The 18,207-nt window shown below is 69.9% G+C and carries 17 protein-coding genes and 1 pseudogene; 9 read left to right on the top strand and 9 right to left on the bottom strand.

All coding sequences use genetic code 11. The features are described from left to right. Nucleotides 1–45 precede the first annotated feature (45 nt). Nucleotides 46–930, top strand: a complete 885-nt coding sequence (locus ACFYRY_RS20085; RefSeq protein WP_389147035.1) for an SDR family oxidoreductase — start codon at nt 46–48, stop codon at nt 928–930. Between the two features lie 86 nt (nt 931–1,016). Next, entirely contained in the window at nt 1,017–1,289 is a 273-nt protein-coding gene (locus ACFYRY_RS20080; protein WP_389147032.1) for a hypothetical protein, read from the top strand. An 89-nt stretch (nt 1,290–1,378) separates the two neighbouring features. Here the strand turns inward: ACFYRY_RS20080 and ACFYRY_RS20075 are convergent, their stop codons facing one another. Beyond that, the gene (locus ACFYRY_RS20075) at nt 1,379–4,723 is read right to left on the bottom strand and encodes a S41 family peptidase (RefSeq protein WP_389147029.1); all 3,345 of its coding nucleotides are present in this window, start codon (nt 4,721–4,723) and stop codon (nt 1,379–1,381) included. Between the two features lie 157 nt (nt 4,724–4,880). Between ACFYRY_RS20075 and ACFYRY_RS20070 the strand changes: the two genes are divergently transcribed. The 3 genes from ACFYRY_RS20070 (at nt 4,881) to ACFYRY_RS20060 (ending at nt 8,648) form a co-directional block, all read left to right on the top strand. Next, on the top strand, nt 4,881–5,483 hold the full coding sequence (locus ACFYRY_RS20070) for a TetR/AcrR family transcriptional regulator (RefSeq protein WP_389147026.1): 603 nt from the start codon (nt 4,881–4,883) through the stop codon (nt 5,481–5,483). A 139-nt stretch (nt 5,484–5,622) separates the two neighbouring features. Next, nucleotides 5,623–7,905, top strand: a complete 2,283-nt coding sequence (locus ACFYRY_RS20065) for an MMPL family transporter (RefSeq protein ID WP_389147023.1) — start codon at nt 5,623–5,625, stop codon at nt 7,903–7,905. Nucleotides 7,906–8,126: 221 nt separating this feature from the next. Further along, nucleotides 8,127–8,648, top strand: coding sequence for a YbaK/EbsC family protein (locus ACFYRY_RS20060; protein ID WP_389147021.1), 522 nt, complete (start codon nt 8,127–8,129; stop codon nt 8,646–8,648). Nucleotides 8,649–8,726: 78 nt separating this feature from the next. Here ACFYRY_RS20060 and ACFYRY_RS20055 read toward each other — a convergent pair whose 3' ends face one another. Both ACFYRY_RS20055 and ACFYRY_RS20050 read right to left on the bottom strand, forming a co-directional pair. Next, nucleotides 8,727–9,410, bottom strand: coding sequence for a maleylpyruvate isomerase N-terminal domain-containing protein (locus ACFYRY_RS20055; protein ID WP_389147018.1), 684 nt, complete (start codon nt 9,408–9,410; stop codon nt 8,727–8,729). Between the two features lie 21 nt (nt 9,411–9,431). Then, nucleotides 9,432–9,995 carry a GNAT family N-acetyltransferase gene (locus ACFYRY_RS20050; protein WP_389147015.1) on the bottom strand — a complete coding sequence of 188 codons (564 nt, stop codon included), beginning with the start codon at nt 9,993–9,995 and terminating at the stop codon, nt 9,432–9,434. 1,230 nt (nt 9,996–11,225) lie between these two features. Between ACFYRY_RS20050 and ACFYRY_RS20045 the strand changes: the two genes are divergently transcribed. The 4 genes and pseudogenes from ACFYRY_RS20045 to ACFYRY_RS20030 all read left to right on the top strand — a co-directional run bounded on the left by ACFYRY_RS20045 (nt 11,226) and on the right by ACFYRY_RS20030 (nt 13,193). Further along, nucleotides 11,226–11,570, top strand: coding sequence for a hypothetical protein (locus ACFYRY_RS20045; protein WP_389147012.1), 345 nt, complete (start codon nt 11,226–11,228; stop codon nt 11,568–11,570). Beyond that, nucleotides 11,570–12,550 carry a caspase domain-containing protein gene (locus tag ACFYRY_RS20040; protein WP_389147009.1) on the top strand — a complete coding sequence of 327 codons (981 nt, stop codon included), beginning with the start codon at nt 11,570–11,572 and terminating at the stop codon, nt 12,548–12,550. The genes ACFYRY_RS20045 and ACFYRY_RS20040 overlap by 1 nt, the downstream gene beginning before the upstream one ends. A gap of 180 nt (nt 12,551–12,730) precedes the next feature. Beyond that, nucleotides 12,731–12,847, top strand: a pseudogene (locus tag ACFYRY_RS20035) (EamA family transporter); the annotation flags it as partial. 70 nt (nt 12,848–12,917) lie between these two features. Then, entirely contained in the window at nt 12,918–13,193 is a 276-nt protein-coding gene (locus tag ACFYRY_RS20030) for a DUF1876 domain-containing protein (RefSeq protein ID WP_389147006.1), read from the top strand. Here the strand turns inward: ACFYRY_RS20030 and ACFYRY_RS20025 are convergent. The 6 genes from ACFYRY_RS20025 to ACFYRY_RS20000 all read right to left on the bottom strand — a co-directional run bounded on the left by ACFYRY_RS20025 (nt 13,183) and on the right by ACFYRY_RS20000 (nt 18,093). Next, the gene (locus tag ACFYRY_RS20025; protein ID WP_389148356.1) at nt 13,183–14,376 is read right to left on the bottom strand and encodes a serine hydrolase domain-containing protein; all 1,194 of its coding nucleotides are present in this window, start codon (nt 14,374–14,376) and stop codon (nt 13,183–13,185) included. The two genes, ACFYRY_RS20030 and ACFYRY_RS20025, sit on opposite strands and share 11 nt — an antisense overlap. Before the next feature lie 104 nt (nt 14,377–14,480). Continuing rightward, nucleotides 14,481–14,969 carry an organic hydroperoxide resistance protein gene (locus ACFYRY_RS20020; protein WP_389147003.1) on the bottom strand — a complete coding sequence of 163 codons (489 nt, stop codon included), beginning with the start codon at nt 14,967–14,969 and terminating at the stop codon, nt 14,481–14,483. A gap of 106 nt (nt 14,970–15,075) precedes the next feature. After that, nucleotides 15,076–15,546 (bottom strand): MarR family winged helix-turn-helix transcriptional regulator, encoded by a 471-nt coding sequence (locus tag ACFYRY_RS20015; protein ID WP_389147000.1) that lies wholly within the window; start codon nt 15,544–15,546, stop codon nt 15,076–15,078. Continuing rightward, nucleotides 15,543–16,301 carry an energy-coupling factor ABC transporter ATP-binding protein gene (locus tag ACFYRY_RS20010; RefSeq protein WP_389146997.1) on the bottom strand — a complete coding sequence of 253 codons (759 nt, stop codon included), beginning with the start codon at nt 16,299–16,301 and terminating at the stop codon, nt 15,543–15,545. The genes ACFYRY_RS20015 and ACFYRY_RS20010 overlap by 4 nt, the downstream gene beginning before the upstream one ends. Further along, entirely contained in the window at nt 16,289–17,050 is a 762-nt protein-coding gene (gene cbiQ / locus ACFYRY_RS20005; RefSeq protein WP_389146995.1) for a cobalt ECF transporter T component CbiQ, read from the bottom strand. The genes ACFYRY_RS20010 and cbiQ overlap by 13 nt, the downstream gene beginning before the upstream one ends. Continuing rightward, on the bottom strand, nt 17,050–18,093 hold the full coding sequence (locus ACFYRY_RS20000; protein ID WP_389146992.1) for an energy-coupling factor ABC transporter permease: 1,044 nt from the start codon (nt 18,091–18,093) through the stop codon (nt 17,050–17,052). Before ACFYRY_RS20000 ends, cbiQ begins: the two co-directional genes overlap by 1 nt. Between the last annotated feature and the right edge of the window lie 114 nt (nt 18,094–18,207).

Raw genomic sequence — 18,207 nt, 5'->3', positions numbered from 1 at the left:
ACTCGTCACCACGTACGTCCAGGTCGGTCACGTCAAGGAGGACGCATGAGCAGGGTCGGTCTCGAAGGGCAGGTCGCCGTCGTCACCGGAGCCGCGCGCGGTGTCGGGGAGCTGCTGGCCCGCAAGCTGTCCGCGCGGGGGGCGACGGTGGCGCTGGTCGGGTTGGAGCCCGCCCTGCTCAAGGAGGTCTCCGAGCGGCTGCACGGCGACAGCGGCCACTGGTACGCCGATGTCACCGACCACGAGGCGATGGCCCGGGTCGCCCAGGAGGTCAAGGAACGGTTCGGGAAGGTCGACATCGTCGTCGCCAACGCGGGGGTGGCCACCGGCGGGCCGTTCGCGGACTGCGATCCGGTGGCCTGGCGGCGGGTGATCGAGGTCAACCTGATCGGATCGGCGATGACCGCCCGGGCGTTCCTGCCGGTGCTGACGGAGAGCCGGGGCTATCTGCTCCAGATCGCCTCCCTCGCCGCGATCACCCCGGCGCCGATGATGACCGCGTACTGCGCGTCCAAGTCGGGTGTGGAGGCGTTCGCGCACAGTCTGCGGGCCGAGGTCGGCCACAAGGGGGTGCGGGTCGGGGTCGGTTACCTGTCGTGGACCGACACCGACATGGTGCGCGGGGCCGATCAGGAGGACGTGATGCGGGAACTGCGGCAACGGCTGCCGTGGCCGTCCAACAAGACATATCCGCTGGGTCCGGCGGTGGACCGGATCGTGGCCGGGATCGAGCGCAGGTCGAGTCATGTCTACGGGCAGTGGTGGCTGCGCGGCATGCAGGGCGTGCGCGGGTACCTGCCCGGGGTCATCGGGACCGTGGGGCAACGGGAGATGAGGCGGTTCGCGTCCCGGTTGGAAGGCATCAGGACGGGGCTCGTCGGCGCAGGTGGGGCGGCGGACGAGGAGGCCCGCGCTACGCACCGTAGTTGATCGAAATGCGCACTGTGTCCGGCCGTGTGAATCTGGTCGAGGCCCCACGTAGGGGTCCATCCCCCACTCACTAGGAGTGAGCCCACATGGGTATGAAGGATCAGTTCCAGGAAAAGTCGGAGCAGATGCGGGACCAGGCCAAGCAGAAGGCCCAGCAGGTCCGGGAGAAGGGCCAGCAGAGCCAGGGACGCGGCCAGGAGCGTGGCCGGCCGGCTCAGGAGCGCGGCCAGGAGCGTGGCCGACCCGCTCAGGAGCGCGGCCAGGAGCGTGGCCGGCCGGGTGAGCGCATGCGGGACGAGCAGAGCGAGCGTATGCGCCGCGAGGACGAGGACCGCTTCGCGCAGGACTACGACGCCTGACGCCGCGGTCGGCTTCGGCCGGTGAACGTGGGGTGCCCTTCCTTGAGGGGCGCCCCATGTTCTGGTTGGGGGTGGGGTGTTCGGGCGAGTCAAGGACGCCGGGGGAGTTTCTGCCGTGATCTGTCCGGGACGTCCGAGTAGTCCGGGGGAGCCGCTGGGGGGTTGGATTCCAGTATGTCCAGGGCCAGTTGCACCGCGTCGGCCAGTTGGGCGTGTCTGCCCTCCGCCCAGTCCAGCGGGGTGCGGAGGATCTCCAGGTCCGGGGCGACGCCGTGGTTCTCCACGGACCAGCCGTACGCGTCGAACCAGGCCGCGTTCATCGGAACGGTGATCACCGTGCCGTCGCCCAGTTGGTGACGGCCGGTCATGCCGACGACTCCGCCCCAGGTGCGCTGGCCGACCACGGGCCCCAGGTTCAGGAGCTTGAAGGCGGCCGTGATCATGTCGCCGTCCGAGGAGGTCGCCTCGTCGGCCAGGGCCACCACCGGACCGCGCGGGGCGTTCGAGGCGTACGACACGGGCTGGGCGTCGCGGGTCAGGTCCCAGCCGAGGATCGTGCGGGTCAGTTTCTCCACGACCAACTCGCTGATGTGGCCGCCCGCGTTGCCCCTCACGTCCACGATGAGCGCGGGGCGCGACATCTCCATCCGCAGGTCCCGGTTGAACTGGGCCCACCCCGAGCCGCCCATGTCGGGGATGTGCAGATAGCCGCAGCGGCCCCCGCTCAACTCCCGTACCACGGACCGGCGTTTGGCCACCCAGTCCTGGTAGCGGAGGGGACGCTCGTCGACGAGCGGGACGACCGCCACCCGGCGTGGGCGTCCCCGCGCCTCGGCAGGGGTGAAGGTCAGCTCGACCGTCGTGCCGCCCGCCCCCGCCAGCAGCGGATACGGCCCCCTGTCCGGGTCCACCGGGCGGCCGTCCACGTGGGTGAGCACGGCACCCTCCCGGATACCCGTGCCGGCCAGCGGCGAGCGTGCCTTGGAGTCGGAGGAGTCGCCGGGCAGGATCCGCCTGACCGTCCAACCGTCGTCCCGGCGGACGAAGTTGGCGCCGAGGAGTCCCTGGCGGCGCTGGTAGTGCCGCGGTCCCTCGCTGCGACGGGCGGCCGAGACGTACGCGTGGGAGGTGCCGAGTTCGCCCAGCAGTTCGCGCAGGAGGTCGGCGAACTCGTCCGGGGACGCGACCCGTTCCACCAGCGGACGGTACTGGTCGAGGATCGCGTCCCAGTCGATGCCGCACATCCCCGGCTCCCAGAAGTACGCCCGGATGAGCCGGCCCGCCTCCTCGTACGACTGGCGCCAGTCGGCGGCCGGGTCGACCTCGTGCAGGATGCGGCGGGCGTCGATCCAGACGGACGTGTCGCCGTCGCCGGACTCGGTCGAGGGGACCGCGCGCAGCTCGTCCTCGTCCACCAGGACCAGCCGGCTGCCGTCGCCGCTCACCGCGAACCAGTCCAGGTGCTCGACGAGTTCGGTCTTCTTCGCCTTGCTGATGCTGAAGTGCTCCAGGGTGGGGCGGCCGGTGGTGTCGTCCGGGTTGGCGAAGGTCTCGCCCAGCGCGCCGGAGATCGGCCAGCGCAGCCAGACCAGCCCGCCGCCCGCGACCGGGGACAGCGCCGAGTACTTGGAGGCGGTCACCGGGAAGGGCGTCACCCGGCTCTCCAGACCCTCGGCCTCGACGATCACCGTGCCGTCGGCGCCCTCGTCCTCCGCCACGGGGTCCAGGCCCCCGGCGGCGGGCCGGCCCTCCGGGTTCACGGCGAAGGGGGAGGGGGTGAGGGAGGACAGGGGGACCAGGTAGGGGCGGCAGCCGAGCGGGAAGGACAGGTCGCCGGTGTGTACGTCGTACACCGGGTCGAAGCCGCGCCAGGACAGGAACGCGAGATAGCGGCCGTCCCTGGTGAACACCGGGTTCTCGTCCTCGAAGCGGCCGTTGGTGACGTCCACGATCACCGGGCCGTCCTGTCCGGTGGCGGGGATGCGGGCCATCTTGATCTGGCGGAGCGTGCGGCCGATGCCCGGGTGCGACCAGGTGAGCCAGGCCCCGTCCGGGGAGAAGGCGAGATCGCGCACCGGACCGTTGATCGAGTGGATGAGTTCCGTCACCTCGGCGGCTGAATGGGCCGGGTTGTCCGCACCCGCATCCTCCGTACTTGTCCCCGTCCCCGGCCCCGTCTCTGCCCCCGCCCCCGTCCCGGAGACCGCCTCGTCGGACACCGTGATCAGGAGCAGCCGTCCGTCGTGGGAGGCGATGGCCAACCGGTCGCCCTGGGGGTCGGAGACCATCTCCAGCACCCGCCCCAGCCTGCCCGACGCCAGTCGCCGTGGCTCGCGGTGTCCTGTCGCCCTAGGCAGGGAGGCGATCTCGATCGCGTCCTCGCCCTCCGCGTCCGTCACGTACGCGACCTGGCCGCCCGAGCCGAGCATCTCCGGGAGCCGGACCCGTACTCCGGGGACGTCGGTGATCGTACGGGCGGGGCCGTCCCGGTGGGTGAGCCAGTACAGGCTGCCCCGGACGACGACGGCGCTCGCGCGGCCCGTCTCGTCGACCGAGACGCCGTCCACGTGCTGGGCGGCCGGGACCTGGTAGGGGCGGCGCCCCGCGCGCGGCCCGCTCAGCCGGACGTCCAGCCGGCGCGGCTCGGAGTCGGCGGCCAGGTCGTCGACGATCCACAGGTCGCCGCCGCACTGGTACACCACCCGGCTGCCGTCGCTCGCCGCGTGCCGGGCGTAGAAGGCGTCGTGGTCGGTGTGCCGGCGCAGGTCGGAGCCGTCGTGGGCGCAGGAGTAGAGGTTGCCGACGCCCTCGTGGTCGGAGAGGAAGGCGATCCGGTCGCCGACGAACAGGGGGGAGTGGAGATGGCCGTTCAGGTCGGCGAGGATGCGCTCCCCGTGCAGCCACAGCCGGCCCGTGGCCCCGCCCCGGTAGCGCTTCCAGGAGGCCGGTTCGTGCGGTGGGGTGCCGGTGAGGAGCAGGGTCCGGCGCTCGCCGTCGACGTCGGCGGACTGGATGTCGGAGACCGGGCCCCAGGGGAGCTTGCGGCCCGGGTCGCCGTCGGGACGGATCTTGTACGCCCAGGTGAAGTAGGAGAAGGGCTCGCCGTGGGAGGCGACCGCGAGGATCTGGCTGTGTCCTTCCGCGTCCGGGGGCGTCCAGCCGCGCACCTGGGTGTCCGGCGAGCCCCAGTGGGTGAGCTGCCTGCCCGAGCCGCCCGCCACCGGCACCAGATGGACCTCGGGGACCAGGCTGCGCCAGCTCGTGTACGCGAGGTGGCCGCCGTCGGGCGAGAAGCGGGGGTGGCCGACCTTGGTGCGGTCGACGGTGAGTCGCCAGGCGCGGCCCGGCCGGTCTAGGGGAGCCAGCCAGAGATCGTCCTCGGCCACGAAGCACAGCTGATCACCGCTCAGATGCGGGAAACGCAGATAGCTCACCTCACCATGCTTTTCCTGGGGGCGAACCCGGGCAACTTATGACTGATGGTCGGCCCGTGACCCACAACACGAACGAAACCGTTTCGTTTCGCTCGGGGGTGCGATACATTCGTCATGTACGAAACGGTGTCGTTCGGAGTGCTGGAAGGTGAACACAGTGGCTGAGGCAGCAACGGCGCGGCGCAGTCGGATCACACCCGAGCGCGAGGCCGAGCTGTACACGGCCGTGCTCGACCTGCTCCGCGAGGTCGGCTACGACGCCCTCACCATGGACGCCGTCGCCGCCCGCACCCGATCCAGCAAGGCCACGCTCTACCGTCAGTGGGGCGGCAAGCCCGAACTGGTCGTGAAGGCGGTGCGGCACAACAAGCCGGGTTCCCTCTCGAACATCGACACGGGGTCGCTCAGAGGTGACCTGCACGCTCTCACCCTGCGCTCGGACGACTGCCAGATGGAGCAGAACTCCGCGCTGATGCGGGGTCTGGCCATGGCGGTCCACGACAACCCGGACCTGCTGAGGGCGTTCAAGGAGCATCTCGTCGAGCCGGAGATGGCGGACTTCCGTCGTGTGCTGGGCCGGGCGATCGACCGGGGCGAGGTCCGAGCGGACAACCCGGCAGCCGATTTCATGATGCACATGATGATCGGAGCGTTCTCCGCCCGCACCCTGCTCGACGAGCGGCCGCCGACGCAGGACTTCCTCCTTTCGTACATCGACGCAGTGGTCCTCCCCGCCCTCTGCGCGCCCCCCACCGCCTGACCCTCCCCCCACCTGACCGTCCCCGCGGTCCGCCCATCCTGACGTCACCGCTCACGTCGTCGGGCCGATCAGCCATGCCACCCACCGGGCCGATCACCCCTGCCCTGAAGAACCCACGACCTGACCGGAGTACGCCTTCGTGGCCACGTTGCTCTACAAACTCGGCCGGCTCGCCTTCCGGCGACGGCATGTCGTCGCCCTGATATGGGTCGCCCTGCTGACCCTCGCGGGCGTCGGCGCGGCCAGCGCGCCCGCCGCCGGAACCACCTCCTTCTCGATCCCCGGGACCGAAGCGCAGAAAGCCTTCGACCTGCTGGAACAGCGCTTCCCCGGTGCCAGCGCCGACGGCGCGACCGGGCGCATCGTCTTCAAGGCGCCCGACGGCGAGAAGATGACGGACGCCGACAACAAGGCGACCGTCGACAAGACCGTCAAGGAACTGGGCGACGGCTCCGAGGTCGTCTCCGTCACCGACCCGTTCACGACGCACGCCGTGAGCAAGGACGGAACGGTCGCCTACACCTCGGTGAAGTACAAGCTCCCCGGCATGGAGCTGGCGGACTCGACCAAGGACGCCCTCGAGACGGCGGGCGACGAGGCCCGGGCCACCGGGCTGACCGTCGACGTCGGAGGTGACGCGCTCCAGGCCGCGGCCGAGCCGGGGGCGGCCGGTGAGGCCATCGGCCTCGCCATCGCCGCGGTCGTCCTCGTCCTCACCCTGGGCTCGCTGGTCGCGGCCGGCCTGCCGCTGCTGACGGCGATCATCGGCGTCGGAATCGGCGTCTCCACCATCACCGTCCTCGCGAAGGCGCTCGACCTCGGCGACACCACGTCCACGCTCGCGTTGATGATCGGTCTCGCGGTCGGCATCGACTACGCGCTGTTCATCGTCTCCCGCTATCGCGGCGAGCTGGCCGAGGGCCGCGACCGGGAGGAAGCGGTCGGCCGCGCCACCGGCACCGCCGGCTCGGCGGTGGTCTTCGCGGGCCTCACGGTCGTCATCGCACTGGCCGGCCTCGCGGTCGTCAACGTCCCGATGCTGACCAAGATGGGCCTCGCGGCGGCGGGAACGGTCGTGGTCGCCGTACTCATCGCACTGACCATGATCCCGGCGCTCCTCGGCTACGCCGGCCGGAAGATCCGTCCGGCGGGCGAGAAGCGCGGCGGCGACACGTCCAAGAAGGCCGCTACGGCTCAGAAGGCCGGTACGGCTGAGAAGCCCGCTACGGCTGTGAAGGCCGCGAACTCCTCCGGGGTGTCGGCCAAGCCCGGCATCGGCACCCGCTGGGCGAGCTTCGTCATCCGCCGTCCGGCCGCCGTGCTGCTGCTCGGCGTGGTCGGTCTGGGAGCGATCGCCGTCCCGGCCGGCCAGCTGGAGCTGGGGCTGCCCGACGACGGCTCGCAGCCGACGTCCACGACGCAGCGCCGGGCCTACGACCTGCTGTCCGAGGGCTTCGGCCCCGGCTTCAACGGACCCCTGATGATCGTGGTCGACGCCAAGAACAGCGACGACCCCAAGGCGGCGGCCGCCGCCGTGACCGACCAGGTCAAGGGCCTCAAGGACGTCGCGACGGTGACACCCGCGGCGTTCAACAAGGCCGGCGACACCGCGACGATCACCGTGATCCCCGGCTCCAAGCCGTCCTCGGTCCAGACCGAGGACCTGGTCCACGCCATCCGCGGCGCGGGCGCCGACGTCAAGGCGGACACGGGCGCGGACGTGCTGGTCACCGGCACGACCGCGATGAACATCGACTTCTCGCAGAAGCTCAACGACGCCCTGATCCCGTACCTGGGCCTGGTGGTGGGCCTGGCCTTCCTCCTCCTGATCGTGGTCTTCCGCTCCATCCTGGTCCCGCTGAAGGCGGCCCTCGGCTTCCTGCTCAGCGTGCTCGCCGCGCTCGGCGCCGTGGTCGCGGTCTTCCAGTGGGGCTGGCTCTCCGGCCTGATCGGGGTCGAGCAGACCGGACCGATCATGTCGATGATGCCGATCTTCATGGTGGGCGTGGTCTTCGGTCTCGCGATGGACTACGAGGTGTTCCTCGTGACCCGCATGCGGGAGGCGTACGTCCACGGCGAGTCGCCGAACCAGGCCGTGGTGACCGGCTTCAAGCACAGCGCCCGGGTGGTCGCGGCCGCCGCGGTCATCATGATGGCCGTCTTCGGCGGCTTCATCAGCTCCAGCGAGTCGATGATCAAGATGATCGGCTTCGGTCTCGCGATCGCCGTCTTCTTCGACGCGTTCGTCGTCCGCATGGCCATCGTCCCCGCGGTGCTCGCGCTGCTCGGCAAGAAGGCCTGGTGGCTGCCGAAGTGGCTGGACCGCGCACTGCCGAACGTGGACGTCGAGGGTGAGGGGCTGCGCACCCTGGACGACAAGCGGCGCGACGAGGACGAGGACCGGGAGCTGGTCAGGGTCTGACCGGGGTCCGACCGCTGTTGGACCGGAATCTGACCGGACGTCGGACCGGGAGGTCCGACCCACCCTGCTTCCGTGCGTGACCGGCCGGTGAGGGGCTCCGTGGGGACGGGGCGCGCCCTCACCGGCCTTCCTCGTCCGGTTCCACAGGGCCGATCATGGCACCCGCCACTGACAGTGAACCCGTTCGCGTGTCCCGTGCATCCGCCACTACCGTGCCGTCCATGACGACCACGCCCGCGCCCGACGCCCGCCCCGACGACTCCGGAGCACACCCCCGTTTCGCCGAAGCCCTGCGTGAGCTCGCGCTCGACGAGTTGACCCACCGGATCCGCCGCTTCCCGGACGCCACCCGCACCGCCGCCGAGGCCGCCGCGGCGCTCGGGTGCGAGTTGAGCGAGATCTGCAAGTCGCTGATCTTCGCGGCCGACGGAGTGCCGGTGCTGGTGCTGATGGACGGCGCCTCCCGGGTGGACCTGGACCTGGTCCGCGAGGCACTCGGCGCGGACAAGGTCACGCGGGCCAGGGCCGACGTCGTACGGGAGACCACGGGGTACTCGATCGGCGGCGTGCCGCCCTTCGGGCACCGGACCCGGACCAGGGTGCTCGCGGACCGCTCGCTGCTGGAGCACGAGCTCGTGTGGGCCGCCGCCGGCACCCCGTACACCGTCTTCCCCATGCGGCCCAAGGACCTCGTCACCCACGCCGGCGCCACCCTGGTGGACGTGCGCGAGCGGACCGCGTGACCCCGCTGGTCACCGCGGCCGTGCTGCTGGCCGCAGTGACACACGCGCGTTGGAACGCGATCGCCCATGGCGACGTCTTCAACCCAGCGTGAGCCAGCGGATGCCCAGGCGGCTGACGTCCGATGCTTCCTCGCTGGTGATCGGCTCGCGCCCCGTCGCCTTACGCAGGAAGCGAAGTTGACTCCAGCCCAGCTTTTCCAGAGCCGCTGCCCCGTCCGGGTCGAGCAGCAGGCCCTGCACCAAGTCTGCGGCCTGGGAAGTCAGCCACGGCTCGCGTCCCAGGGCGTCGGCCAGGTCCAGGCCGTGCACGGCGACTTCAACGACACGCGTCAGCAGAAACTCCGACAGGAGCATCGGATCGCCGTGCCGGGTACGGACCACACGCCCTTCGGGCTCGTCCCGGCACAGTCGGTCCACCCGTTGCCACGTGCTGTTGAAGTCGTCGGCGAGTGCGGCACCGCTGAGCTGTTCGGCCGCATGGTCTTGAGCCAGAGCGATCCGAGCGGCGTTGGTGTCCGGAGCGAAACGGTCGTCGGGCTGGTAGTACTCCACTGCCGAGACCTCGGCACGGGTCGGTGCCGGCGCGGCCAGCATGTCTGGCAGCCATGCGATCACCACCCGGACATGAGCCAGCACATCGCTCACGTTCCACGGTGCGCACCGCGTCGGCAGACGCCATTCGGCCGCCGAGACCCCGGTCATCGCTCGCGCGAGCTGCTCCGCCTCGAGACGAAACGCCTCGGCTACCCGCCCGTTGTCCATGCGGCCTGTTCCGCCCACGCGTCAGGACTGTCCCTGTGCGAAAGCCGCCGGTGAGAAGGTGAAGGCCACGTAGGTGCGTCCGCCCGCCTCGAAGTGGGCGTCCTCGGCCATCTCGTAGTGCCGGTGCACGGCCAAGGAGCGCTCATTGGCTGTCTCGACGAACGCGACAGCGAGGTCGAAGTCACCTTGCAGAGCGCGGCTGAGCGCCGTGAGCAGCTTCGTCAGCACCCCACGCCCTTGGAAACGGTCGTCGACCGCGACGGGGCCGTAAAGGAAGAGCCTGCCCAGGTCGCGCCCGTCCGCCGCCTTGGTGACTGCTGCGACGGCTGCCGCGGCCGGGTGTCCTGGCGGGAGCCAGCCCGGTTCGCTCGTGATGGCGAACCCAGCGAGTTCCCCCGCGGCGTCGGCGACGAAGATGCCTGGGCCGTCCTGGAAACGGTTGAGGAGTTCGCCCGTCAGGTTGCCCTGCACAAAGCCTCGACGCGCCCGTTCCTCATCGCTGAGCCCCACTCCGCGGGCCTTGTCCATCAGGGACAGGATCGCCGCGTGATCTTCGGGACGGGACCTGCGTATGTCGATCGTCACCTAGCAGACACTAACGTCATCTGCCCCGCCCCTGCGGCCCGTTCTGGCTCGATCGTCAACGTGACAGGATCGTCCACGGAGCGCGACTGATGCAGGACCAGTAGGGCATTGTCACTGCGGGGCCCACCGGGAGCGCTGGCCCTGTCCGGTGGGTCGTGGCTCTGACGACGTCGAGCTGGGGGAGATGAACGTGAATGAGGTCTCGGGGTGAACGCCATGCTGGCGGCGCTGGTCGCAGCAGCTACATCAGCCTTGGTGACGGCCTTGTCGCTGTACCTGGGTGATCGTCAGCAGTAGCGGCGGGATGCGCGTACTCAGCGGCACGAACTCAACGCCAATTACCTGAACCCATTGCGGCCTGGTGGAGAATCATTTCCGACTGCTGAGTATCTTGAATCGCGCCCGCCCGCCCGGTCGATACCAGGCTCGCTGCACTTCTACTGGCCGTACAGCAAGGATTCCTCGTCAATCAGGGCGTTTACTACGTCACGCAGCCGAGCATCGGCGAGTTGGTCTGGATCCGTGATGAGGAACGCTTCATGGCGTACCGGGAATTCTGTGAGAAGCTTCAGGACCCCGCTGGGTGCGTCTGGTTCGATCGGCTGATCATGTTTTACCTTGACATAGCTAAAGGCGAGAAAAGCAGCGCACGGGGCGTCTGCTCGCCGCTCTGTCGAACCTTTCCGAGTTCCTGGACGAATGCGTCGGCGGCGGTGAATCCATCGAAAGACGAATGCGAGCCGAGAATATTGCTTCATCTGAAACGATGTCCTGAAAGGGCTCGGTCAACTCCCCTTCATGCGGTAATAGCTGGGCTGCTGAGACGGCTGGATGAGGTCATCGCGTGCACTCCCGCGTAGTCCCTCGCCATGCGTCCTCGGTGCGGTCTACACCTGATCAACCGTCCGATGGAGGTCGTCCTCCAAGGGTCCGCGACGCGATCTTGTAGGTTTGACGGCTCGTCGGCCCAGTCGTCGTCGGAGTCCAGTCCGGGGCGGCCAGGAAGAGTGTGGCAGGCACGTGGCGGTCTGATGGTCCTGCCCGCTTTGCCTCTGACTTCCGGCCGCACAGCATCGGCCCCAGACTCGCGAGCCGTCGGGCAACGGCCCGAACATGACCCGGACCGACGCACCCGCCTTACTACGGTACGCAACCAGTCTGTTGGCCGCGCAAGACTGATCGGAAGTCTCTATCGTGGGCGCGGTAACAGAGGCAGCACAGGGGAGTGCGATGCAGGTCCAGATCAAGGTGGTCGAAGATGACGGCAATACGACGCTCACCGATCTCTACCGCTGGTTCCGGCAGGACGACGACCTTCGGCGCCATGCCGAGGTGCGGCTGCGGCCACCGCGTCAGACGGGCGGCTTCATGGGGGCTCTGGAGGTCATTGACCTGGTCCTCAGCCAGGGTTTCGCGGCAGCCAATCTCGCGCTGGCCTACGCCGCCTGGCGCGCCGGACGGCCCGCGGCTCCTCCGGTGACGATCACGATTGATGGGGTGTCGGTCACGGTACGGGACGGTTCTGAGGAATCGGTACGCCAGATCGTGGAACTGTTGCGGTCCAGGAACGACTGATGGACTTGCCCGATCCCGCGAGATCCCGTGCGGTCGTCATCGGAGTGGACCGTTACCAGCACTTGGAGAACCTGCCGGGAGTGCGCAATAACGTCAGCCATCTCGCTGGGCTGTTGAGGGATCCCGAGGTGTGGGGCCTGCCCGCAGAGCACTGCGTGGAGTTGCGCAACCCCGAGTCCTACGAGGAGCTGCTCGACGAAGTGCATAAGGCGGCGAACGCGGCGGAGGAGGCGTTCGTCGTGTACTTCGCGGGCCACGGGCTGCTGTCACTGAATGGTGACCTGCATCTGGCGCTACCGAAGTCGGACAACGAGCGGCTGTACCGGGCTGTGCCCTATGACTCGCTGCGACACGAAATAGTCGTCACATGTACTGCGCTCAGCCGTGTGGTCATCCTGGACTGCTGCTACAGCGGACGCGCGCTGAAGGGATACATGAATCCGGCAGCAAAATTGGCGGACCTAGCCGACGCCGACGGTACTTATCTGATGACCGCGTCGTCCGAAACCAAACTAGCCTGGGCCCCGGAGGGCGAGGAGTTCACCGCCTTCTCTGGCGAACTGGTAAAGGCCCTGTCAGAAGGCATCCCCGGTGCGCCGGACCCTCTGCAGATGGACTCCCTGTTCCGCCATGTGCGAAGGGAGCTGAAAGCCAAGGGACGGCCGGAGCCGCAACAGCGGGCCCGTAACGCTGGACACAGCATTGCCTTGACCCGCAATCGCTGGGCCGCGACCGCGACTGCAACCCTGCAAGAGGGAACCGACGAGCCGCGGGAAGACACAGTCGTCCAGCACAGCGCACCGCAGACCTCGACGTCCGACCCCACGACGCAGCAGCCCCTGAAAGAGAAGGCTTTCGCGTCTGCAACGGCAGGGCGGGCGCCTTCGCGGCGTCGGAGGGAAGTAAGAAACGTAGCCATCGTCCTGGCGACATTCACAGCGGTCGTCAGCGCTATCCTCATGGTTCTCTTCAAAGCATGATGATCGGTGCTTCTTGAGGCGTCGCCAGCAGATGAGGCCGCATGCCGGGGAGACGAAGGCGTCGGTCAAACAGGCCGATCAGGCACTGGCCCGAGCAGCCGGGTGCTGACACAACAGTGATCGCAGCCGCACCTCCGCGGCGCACACCGGATTCAGAAGGTGACCCCCACATTCACGTAGATCATCGTGGGCGCGGCGATCCGCGCGGTGATCTTCAAGGAGCGGTTCGGGGTGTCCAGGATCGCGGCGGCCGGGCTGGTGGTGCTCGGGATCGGGCTGATGCTGCACGCGGGATGACCGTGCCCGGCGGGTGCGTCCCTGGCCGTCGAGGAGCACCCTGGAAGCAGGTCTTCCGGAGGTGACCGTCATGTTGCACACCACTGTGGGATGGCATATCGAGCTGGAGTTCCAGGAGGACGATCAGCGCACCCGGGCGGCTGCGATGGTGCGTCTGCCCGATGGCACCGAGGTGCGCACGCAGGGGCACGCCAGCCGCCATCGGATCGACCCGAACCAGCCGAGAGTGGGGGAGGAGATCGCCGCGGCCCGCGCCCTGAACGAACTCGCGATGAGGTTGCTGACCAAGGCGCACGGCGAGATCGACGAGGCGTCCGGGCGGACGTCCCACCCGATCAACGTATGACCTGCTCCAGCGCCCCTCGTACGGCCCTGACCAGCGCCTGAGCGCGCGGATCCGCCGTCACGGTCTTGCGGAAGCCGTTGGTGACATAGCCGAAGGAGACGCCGGTCTCCGGGTCGGCGAAGCCGAGTGCGCCGCCGCGGCCGGGGTGCCCGAACGAGCCCGGGCCGAGCAGCGGGGACGCGCTGCCGTGCAGCATGTAGCCGAGGCCGAAGCGGGTGTTGACGACCAGGACACGGTCCGGGCCCGTCGACTCCTCGGTGCGTGCCGCGGCCAGGGTGGCCGGGTCGAACAGCCGTAGGGCCCGCCCTGTGCCGTCGACCTCGCCGATCAGTGCCGCGTAGAAGCGGGCCAGGCCGTCGGCGGTCGCGATGCCGTTGGTGGCGGGCAGGGCGGCCGCCCGGTACGCGGGGTCGTTCTGGTCGGGGAAGGGGGTGATCGCGGCGAACGCCCGGCGGGTGAGGGAGTCCGGGTCGTCGTAGGCCTCGGTGACCGAGCGCTTCGGGCGGACCCGCAGTCCCGGGCCGGGGGCCGGCTCGGGGGCGTCGACCCGGCCGACCCGGCCGGTCCGGCCCGCTGCCTCCTCCGCCCGAGGCAGCCCCAGCCACAGGTCCAGGCCCAGCGGCCCGGCGATCTCGGCCGCGATCCACTCGCCTGCGCCCTGCCCGGTCACCCGTCGCACCAGCTCGTCGAGCATCCAGCCGTACGTCAGCGCGTGATACCCGTGGTCGGTGCCGGGCTCCCACACGGGGGCCTGCGCGGTGACCGCCTCCGGGCCCCGGCTCGGGTCCAGGGCGTCCTCAGGTGTGATGGGGTGGTCGAGCAGCGGCAGCCCGGCCCGGTGGTTCAGCACGTGCCGCACCAGCACGCGGTCCTTGCCGTGCGCCTTGAACTCGGGCCAGTACTCGCCCACCGGCGCGTCCAGGTCCAACTCCCCGCGCTGGTGCAGCAGCAGCGGTACGGCGGCGGCGACGCCCTTGGTCGCCGAGCGCATCACCTGGGCGGTGCCCCGCTGCCAGGGCGCGGTCCCGTCGACGTCCTTGGTGCCGCCCCACAGATCGACGACCCGGTGCCCGTCCCGGTACACGGCGACGGCCGCCCCGCGTTCTCCGAGCGTCTCGAAGTTCCGCACGAACGCGTCCCTGACCGGCTCGAAGCCCTCGGCCACAGTGCCGTTCACGTCCACGTCCACGTCCGCACTCCCTGTCCGGTGGTTCTCCTACGACAGTGAGTGAAACATGCCCGTGGGGCCTTCGATTCCGGTGTCGCGGCAGGCCTGTCCGACAAGACCTAGCCGAGAAGCGTGGTGACGTCGATGTTGCCGCGGGTCGCGTTCGAGTACGGGCAGACCTCGTGGGCCGCGTCCACCAGCTTGGCCGCGATGTCCGGGTCGAGGACCGGCAGCGAGACGCTGAGGGCGACCGCGAGGCCGTAGCCACGCTGCTGGTTGGGGCCGATGCCGACCTTCGCGGCGACCGTGGAACCGGTCAGGTCGAAGCCGGAGCGGCGGCCGACCAGTACCAGCGCGTTGTGGAAGCAGGCGCTGTAGCCGGCCGCGAACAGCTGCTCCGGATTGGTGCCGTTGCCGTCGCCGCCGAGCTGCGGTGGCATCGCGACCTTCAGCTCGATCTGGCCGTCCTGGCTGGTGACGTAGCCGTCCCGGCCGCCGTGCGCGGTGGCCTCGGCGACGTACACGATCTTCGAGGGACGGGTGTCGACAGCGGTGTCGGCGTCGACAGCGGTGGTGGCCGTCGCGTCGACGGCGGTGTCGTCAGTCATGGCAGGTTCCCCCCGGAACAGGTGTGCACAAGTACATCGTGCACAAGGTACTTACCGGTAGGGAGGCCTCCGTTACCGGGGGGTAGCAACCGGCGGTAACCCGAGATCAGCGGGCCCGTTCCGCCGCCGCCTCGGCCCGCTCCGCCAGCGCCCACAGCTCCGCACGCAACCCGGCGACCGCCCCACTGTCGAGCTCGGTCGCCGCGAGCAGGGCGCCGGGCACCCGCGCGGCCCGCTCCCTCAGCTCCTCCGCGCGGCCCGTGCACGCCACCAGCACCGAGCGCTCGTCGTTCGCCGCCCGCTCCCGGCGGACGAGCCCCGCGCTCTGCAGCCGCTTGAGCAGGGGCGACACCGTGCCGTAGTCCAGGCGCAGCGCGCCCGCCAGCTCCTTGACGGTGATCTGGCCGCGCTCCCACAGCACCAGCAGCACCAGGTACTGCGGGTAGGTCAGCCCCAGCTCGTCGAGGAGCGGACGGTAGGCGGACGTCACCGCGCGCTGGGCCGCGTAGAGCGCGAAACACAGCTGGTCGTGCAGCAGCGGTGAACCCTCGTCCGCGGACCCCTCTTGGTTCGTCACGCGCCCATTGTCACGGACCGCGGGTCGAATCCGAACGGCAACTCCAGCCGGTGGGCCCGCATCAGCGCGTCGTCGGAGAGCAGCTCGCCGGTCGGGCCGTCGGCCGCGATGGCGCCCTCGCTCAGGATCAGGGCGCGGGGGCACAGCTCCAGGGCGTACGGCAGGTCGTGCGTGACCATCAGGACGGTCACGTCCAACGAGCGCAGGATGTCCGCGAGTTCGCGGCGGGAGGCGGGGTCGAGGTTGGAGGACGGCTCGTCGAGGACGAGGATCTCCGGTTCCATCGCGAGGACCGTCGCCACGGCCACCCGGCGCCGCTGCCCGAAGGAGAGGTGGTGCGGCGGCCGGTCCCTGAACTCCGCCATGCCGACCCGGGCCAGCGCCCGCTCCACCCGCGCCTCCAGTTCCGCCCCCCGCAGCCCGGCCGCCGCCGGACCGAAGGCCACGTCCTCACGCACGGACGGCATGAAGAGCTGGTCGTCCGGATCCTGGAAGACGATCCCGACCTTGCGCCGGATCTCGGCCATGTGCTCCCTGCCGACGGGCAGCCCGGCCACCGTCACCGAGCCCGTGCCGCCGCTGAGGATGCCGTTGAGGTGCAGCACCAGGGTCGTCTTGCCGGCGCCGTTCGGGCCGAGCAGCGCGACCCGTTCGCCCCGGGCGATGGCGAAGTCCACCCCGAACAGCGCCTGGTGGCCGTCGGGGTAGGCGAAGGCGAGGCCCGAGACCTCGAGGGAAGCAGTCACAGGGCCCATCCCAACACGCAGACGACGAGGGCGGCGAACGGCAGGGCGAAGGCGTACGACCACTGCGCCCGGGACGCGGTCACCTCGTCGATGACCGGCATCGAACCGGCGTACCCCCGGCTGACCATGGCCAGATGGACGCGCTCCCCGCGTTCGTAGGAGCGGATGAACAGCGCCCCGGCCGACTTGGCCAGCACGCCCCAGTGCTTCACGCCCCGTGCCTCGAAGCCCCGGGACTCCCGGGCGATCCGCATCCGGCGCATCTCGTCGGTGATGACGTCGCCGTACCGGATCATGAAGGAGGCGATCTGCACCAGCAGGGGCGGCAGCTTCAACCGCTGGAGTCCGAGGAGGAGTTCGCGCAGCTCGGTGGTGGAGGCGAGGAGTACGGAGGCGGCGACGCCGAGAGTGCCCTTGGCGAGCACGTTCCAGGCGCCCCACAGGCCGTTCACGCTCAGCGACATCCCGAGCACCTCGACCCGCTCGCCCTCCGCGACGAACGGCATCAGTACCGCGAACGCGACGAACGGGACCTCGATCAGCAGCCGCTTGAGCAGGAAGCCGGCCGGCACCCGGGCCGCGTGGGCGACGGACGCCAGCAGGACGGCGTACAGGCCGAACGCCCACATCGCCTCCCGCGGGGTCGACACCACGACCACCACGAAGGCGAAGGCCGCCGCGAGTTTCGTGTGCGGCGGCAGGGCGTGCACGGGCGAATGCCCGTGCCGGTAGAGCCGGTGCGCGTGCCCCGCCCCCATCAGACGCTCGTACTCACGGGCGAGGCTTCGTCGGTACGGCGCCTGCGCACCGCCCAGAACACCGTGCTGCCCGCGACGACGGTGACGCCGACGCCGATCACGCCCGCGAGGCCGCCGGAGAGGCGGGCGTCCTCGATGTCCTTGACGCCGTAGCCGGCCAGCGGGGAGTCCGCGTTCGCGTGCTCCTTCGTCCGCTGGTCGATGCCCTTGTCGGCGGCGACCTTCTCCAGGCCGTCGGGGTTCGCGGAGGCGTAGAAGCTGACGAATCCGGCCAGTACCAGGGAGGACACCAGGCCGGTGATCCACAGCGTGCGGTGTGAGCGGGCGGCGACCGGGACCGGCTGGGCGTCGGGGACGTCGACCAGTTCGCCGTTCACCCGCAGCTTCAGTTTCTGCTGGAGGCCACGGGCGCCGTACACCAGGTCCGGGCGTACGGCGATGACGGCTCCCACGGTCAGCGCGGTGATCGCGGCCTCGCCGATGCCGATCAGGACGTGCACGCCGATCATGGCTGTGGCGACCTTGCCGATGGCGACGTCGGTGGTGCCGCCGACGGCGTACAGGAGGGTGAAGACGAGGGCCGCGGCCGGGACGGAGAGCAGCGCGGCGGCGAACGAGGCGACCGTCACCGACCGGCGGGTGCGTGGCAGCACCTTCACCAGCCCCCGGAAGACGGCGTACGCGACGACCGTCGTGACGATCGCCATGTCCGTGACGTTCACGCCGAGGGCGGTCAGACCGCCGTCCGCGAACAGGATGCCCTGCATCAGCAGGACGACGGACACGCACAGGACCCCGGTGAAGGGGCCGACGAGTATCGCGGCGAGCGCGCCGCCGAGCAGGTGTCCGCTGGTTCCCGCCGCGACGGGGAAGTTGAGCATCTGCACGGCGAAGATGAACGCGGCCACCAGGCCGGCCAGCGGCGCGGTGCGTTCGTCGAGTTCACGGCGGGCGCCGCGCAGGCTCACGGCGACGGCGCCGGCGGCGACCACTCCGGTCGCGGCGGATACGGGCGCGTTGATGAATCCGTCAGGCACATGCACCGTTCGATGATAGTGGCTTGTTGCGAACGGCTTGCAAGAGTGCCTCGGGAGGAACAGCGCGGGAAACCCCGCGAGGGCGTGAGGAACGGCATTTCCGCCTCCGCGGGCGTGATC

The sequence above is a fragment of the Streptomyces sp. NPDC005263 genome, from assembly GCF_042872365.1.
GTDB lineage: Bacteria > Actinomycetota > Actinomycetes > Streptomycetales > Streptomycetaceae > Streptomyces.
The sequence above is the reverse complement of the archived record's forward strand: the minus strand, read 5'-3'. Positions and strand labels throughout refer to the sequence as shown.

Bases quoted from the DNA above. Each gene is read 5' to 3' on its own strand.
- ACFYRY_RS20055 (WP_389147018.1), bottom strand. From the start codon at position 9,410: ATGGACAACGGGCGGGTAGCCGAGGCGTTTCGTCTCGAGGCGGAGCAG.
- ACFYRY_RS20080 (WP_389147032.1), top strand. From the start codon at position 1,017: ATGGGTATGAAGGATCAGTTCCAGGAAAAGTCGGAGCAGATGCGGGAC.
- cbiQ (WP_389146995.1), bottom strand. From the start codon at position 17,050: ATGGGGGCGGGGCACGCGCACCGGCTCTACCGGCACGGGCATTCGCCC.
- ACFYRY_RS20030 (WP_389147006.1), top strand. From the start codon at position 12,918: ATGTTGCACACCACTGTGGGATGGCATATCGAGCTGGAGTTCCAGGAG.
- ACFYRY_RS20060 (WP_389147021.1), top strand. From the start codon at position 8,127: ATGACGACCACGCCCGCGCCCGACGCCCGCCCCGACGACTCCGGAGCA.
- ACFYRY_RS20045 (WP_389147012.1), top strand. From the start codon at position 11,226: ATGCAGGTCCAGATCAAGGTGGTCGAAGATGACGGCAATACGACGCTC.
- ACFYRY_RS20040 (WP_389147009.1), top strand. From the start codon at position 11,570: ATGGACTTGCCCGATCCCGCGAGATCCCGTGCGGTCGTCATCGGAGTG.
- ACFYRY_RS20020 (WP_389147003.1), bottom strand. From the start codon at position 14,969: ATGACTGACGACACCGCCGTCGACGCGACGGCCACCACCGCTGTCGAC.
- ACFYRY_RS20085 (WP_389147035.1), top strand. From the start codon at position 46: ATGAGCAGGGTCGGTCTCGAAGGGCAGGTCGCCGTCGTCACCGGAGCC.
- ACFYRY_RS20010 (WP_389146997.1), bottom strand. From the start codon at position 16,301: ATGGGCCCTGTGACTGCTTCCCTCGAGGTCTCGGGCCTCGCCTTCGCC.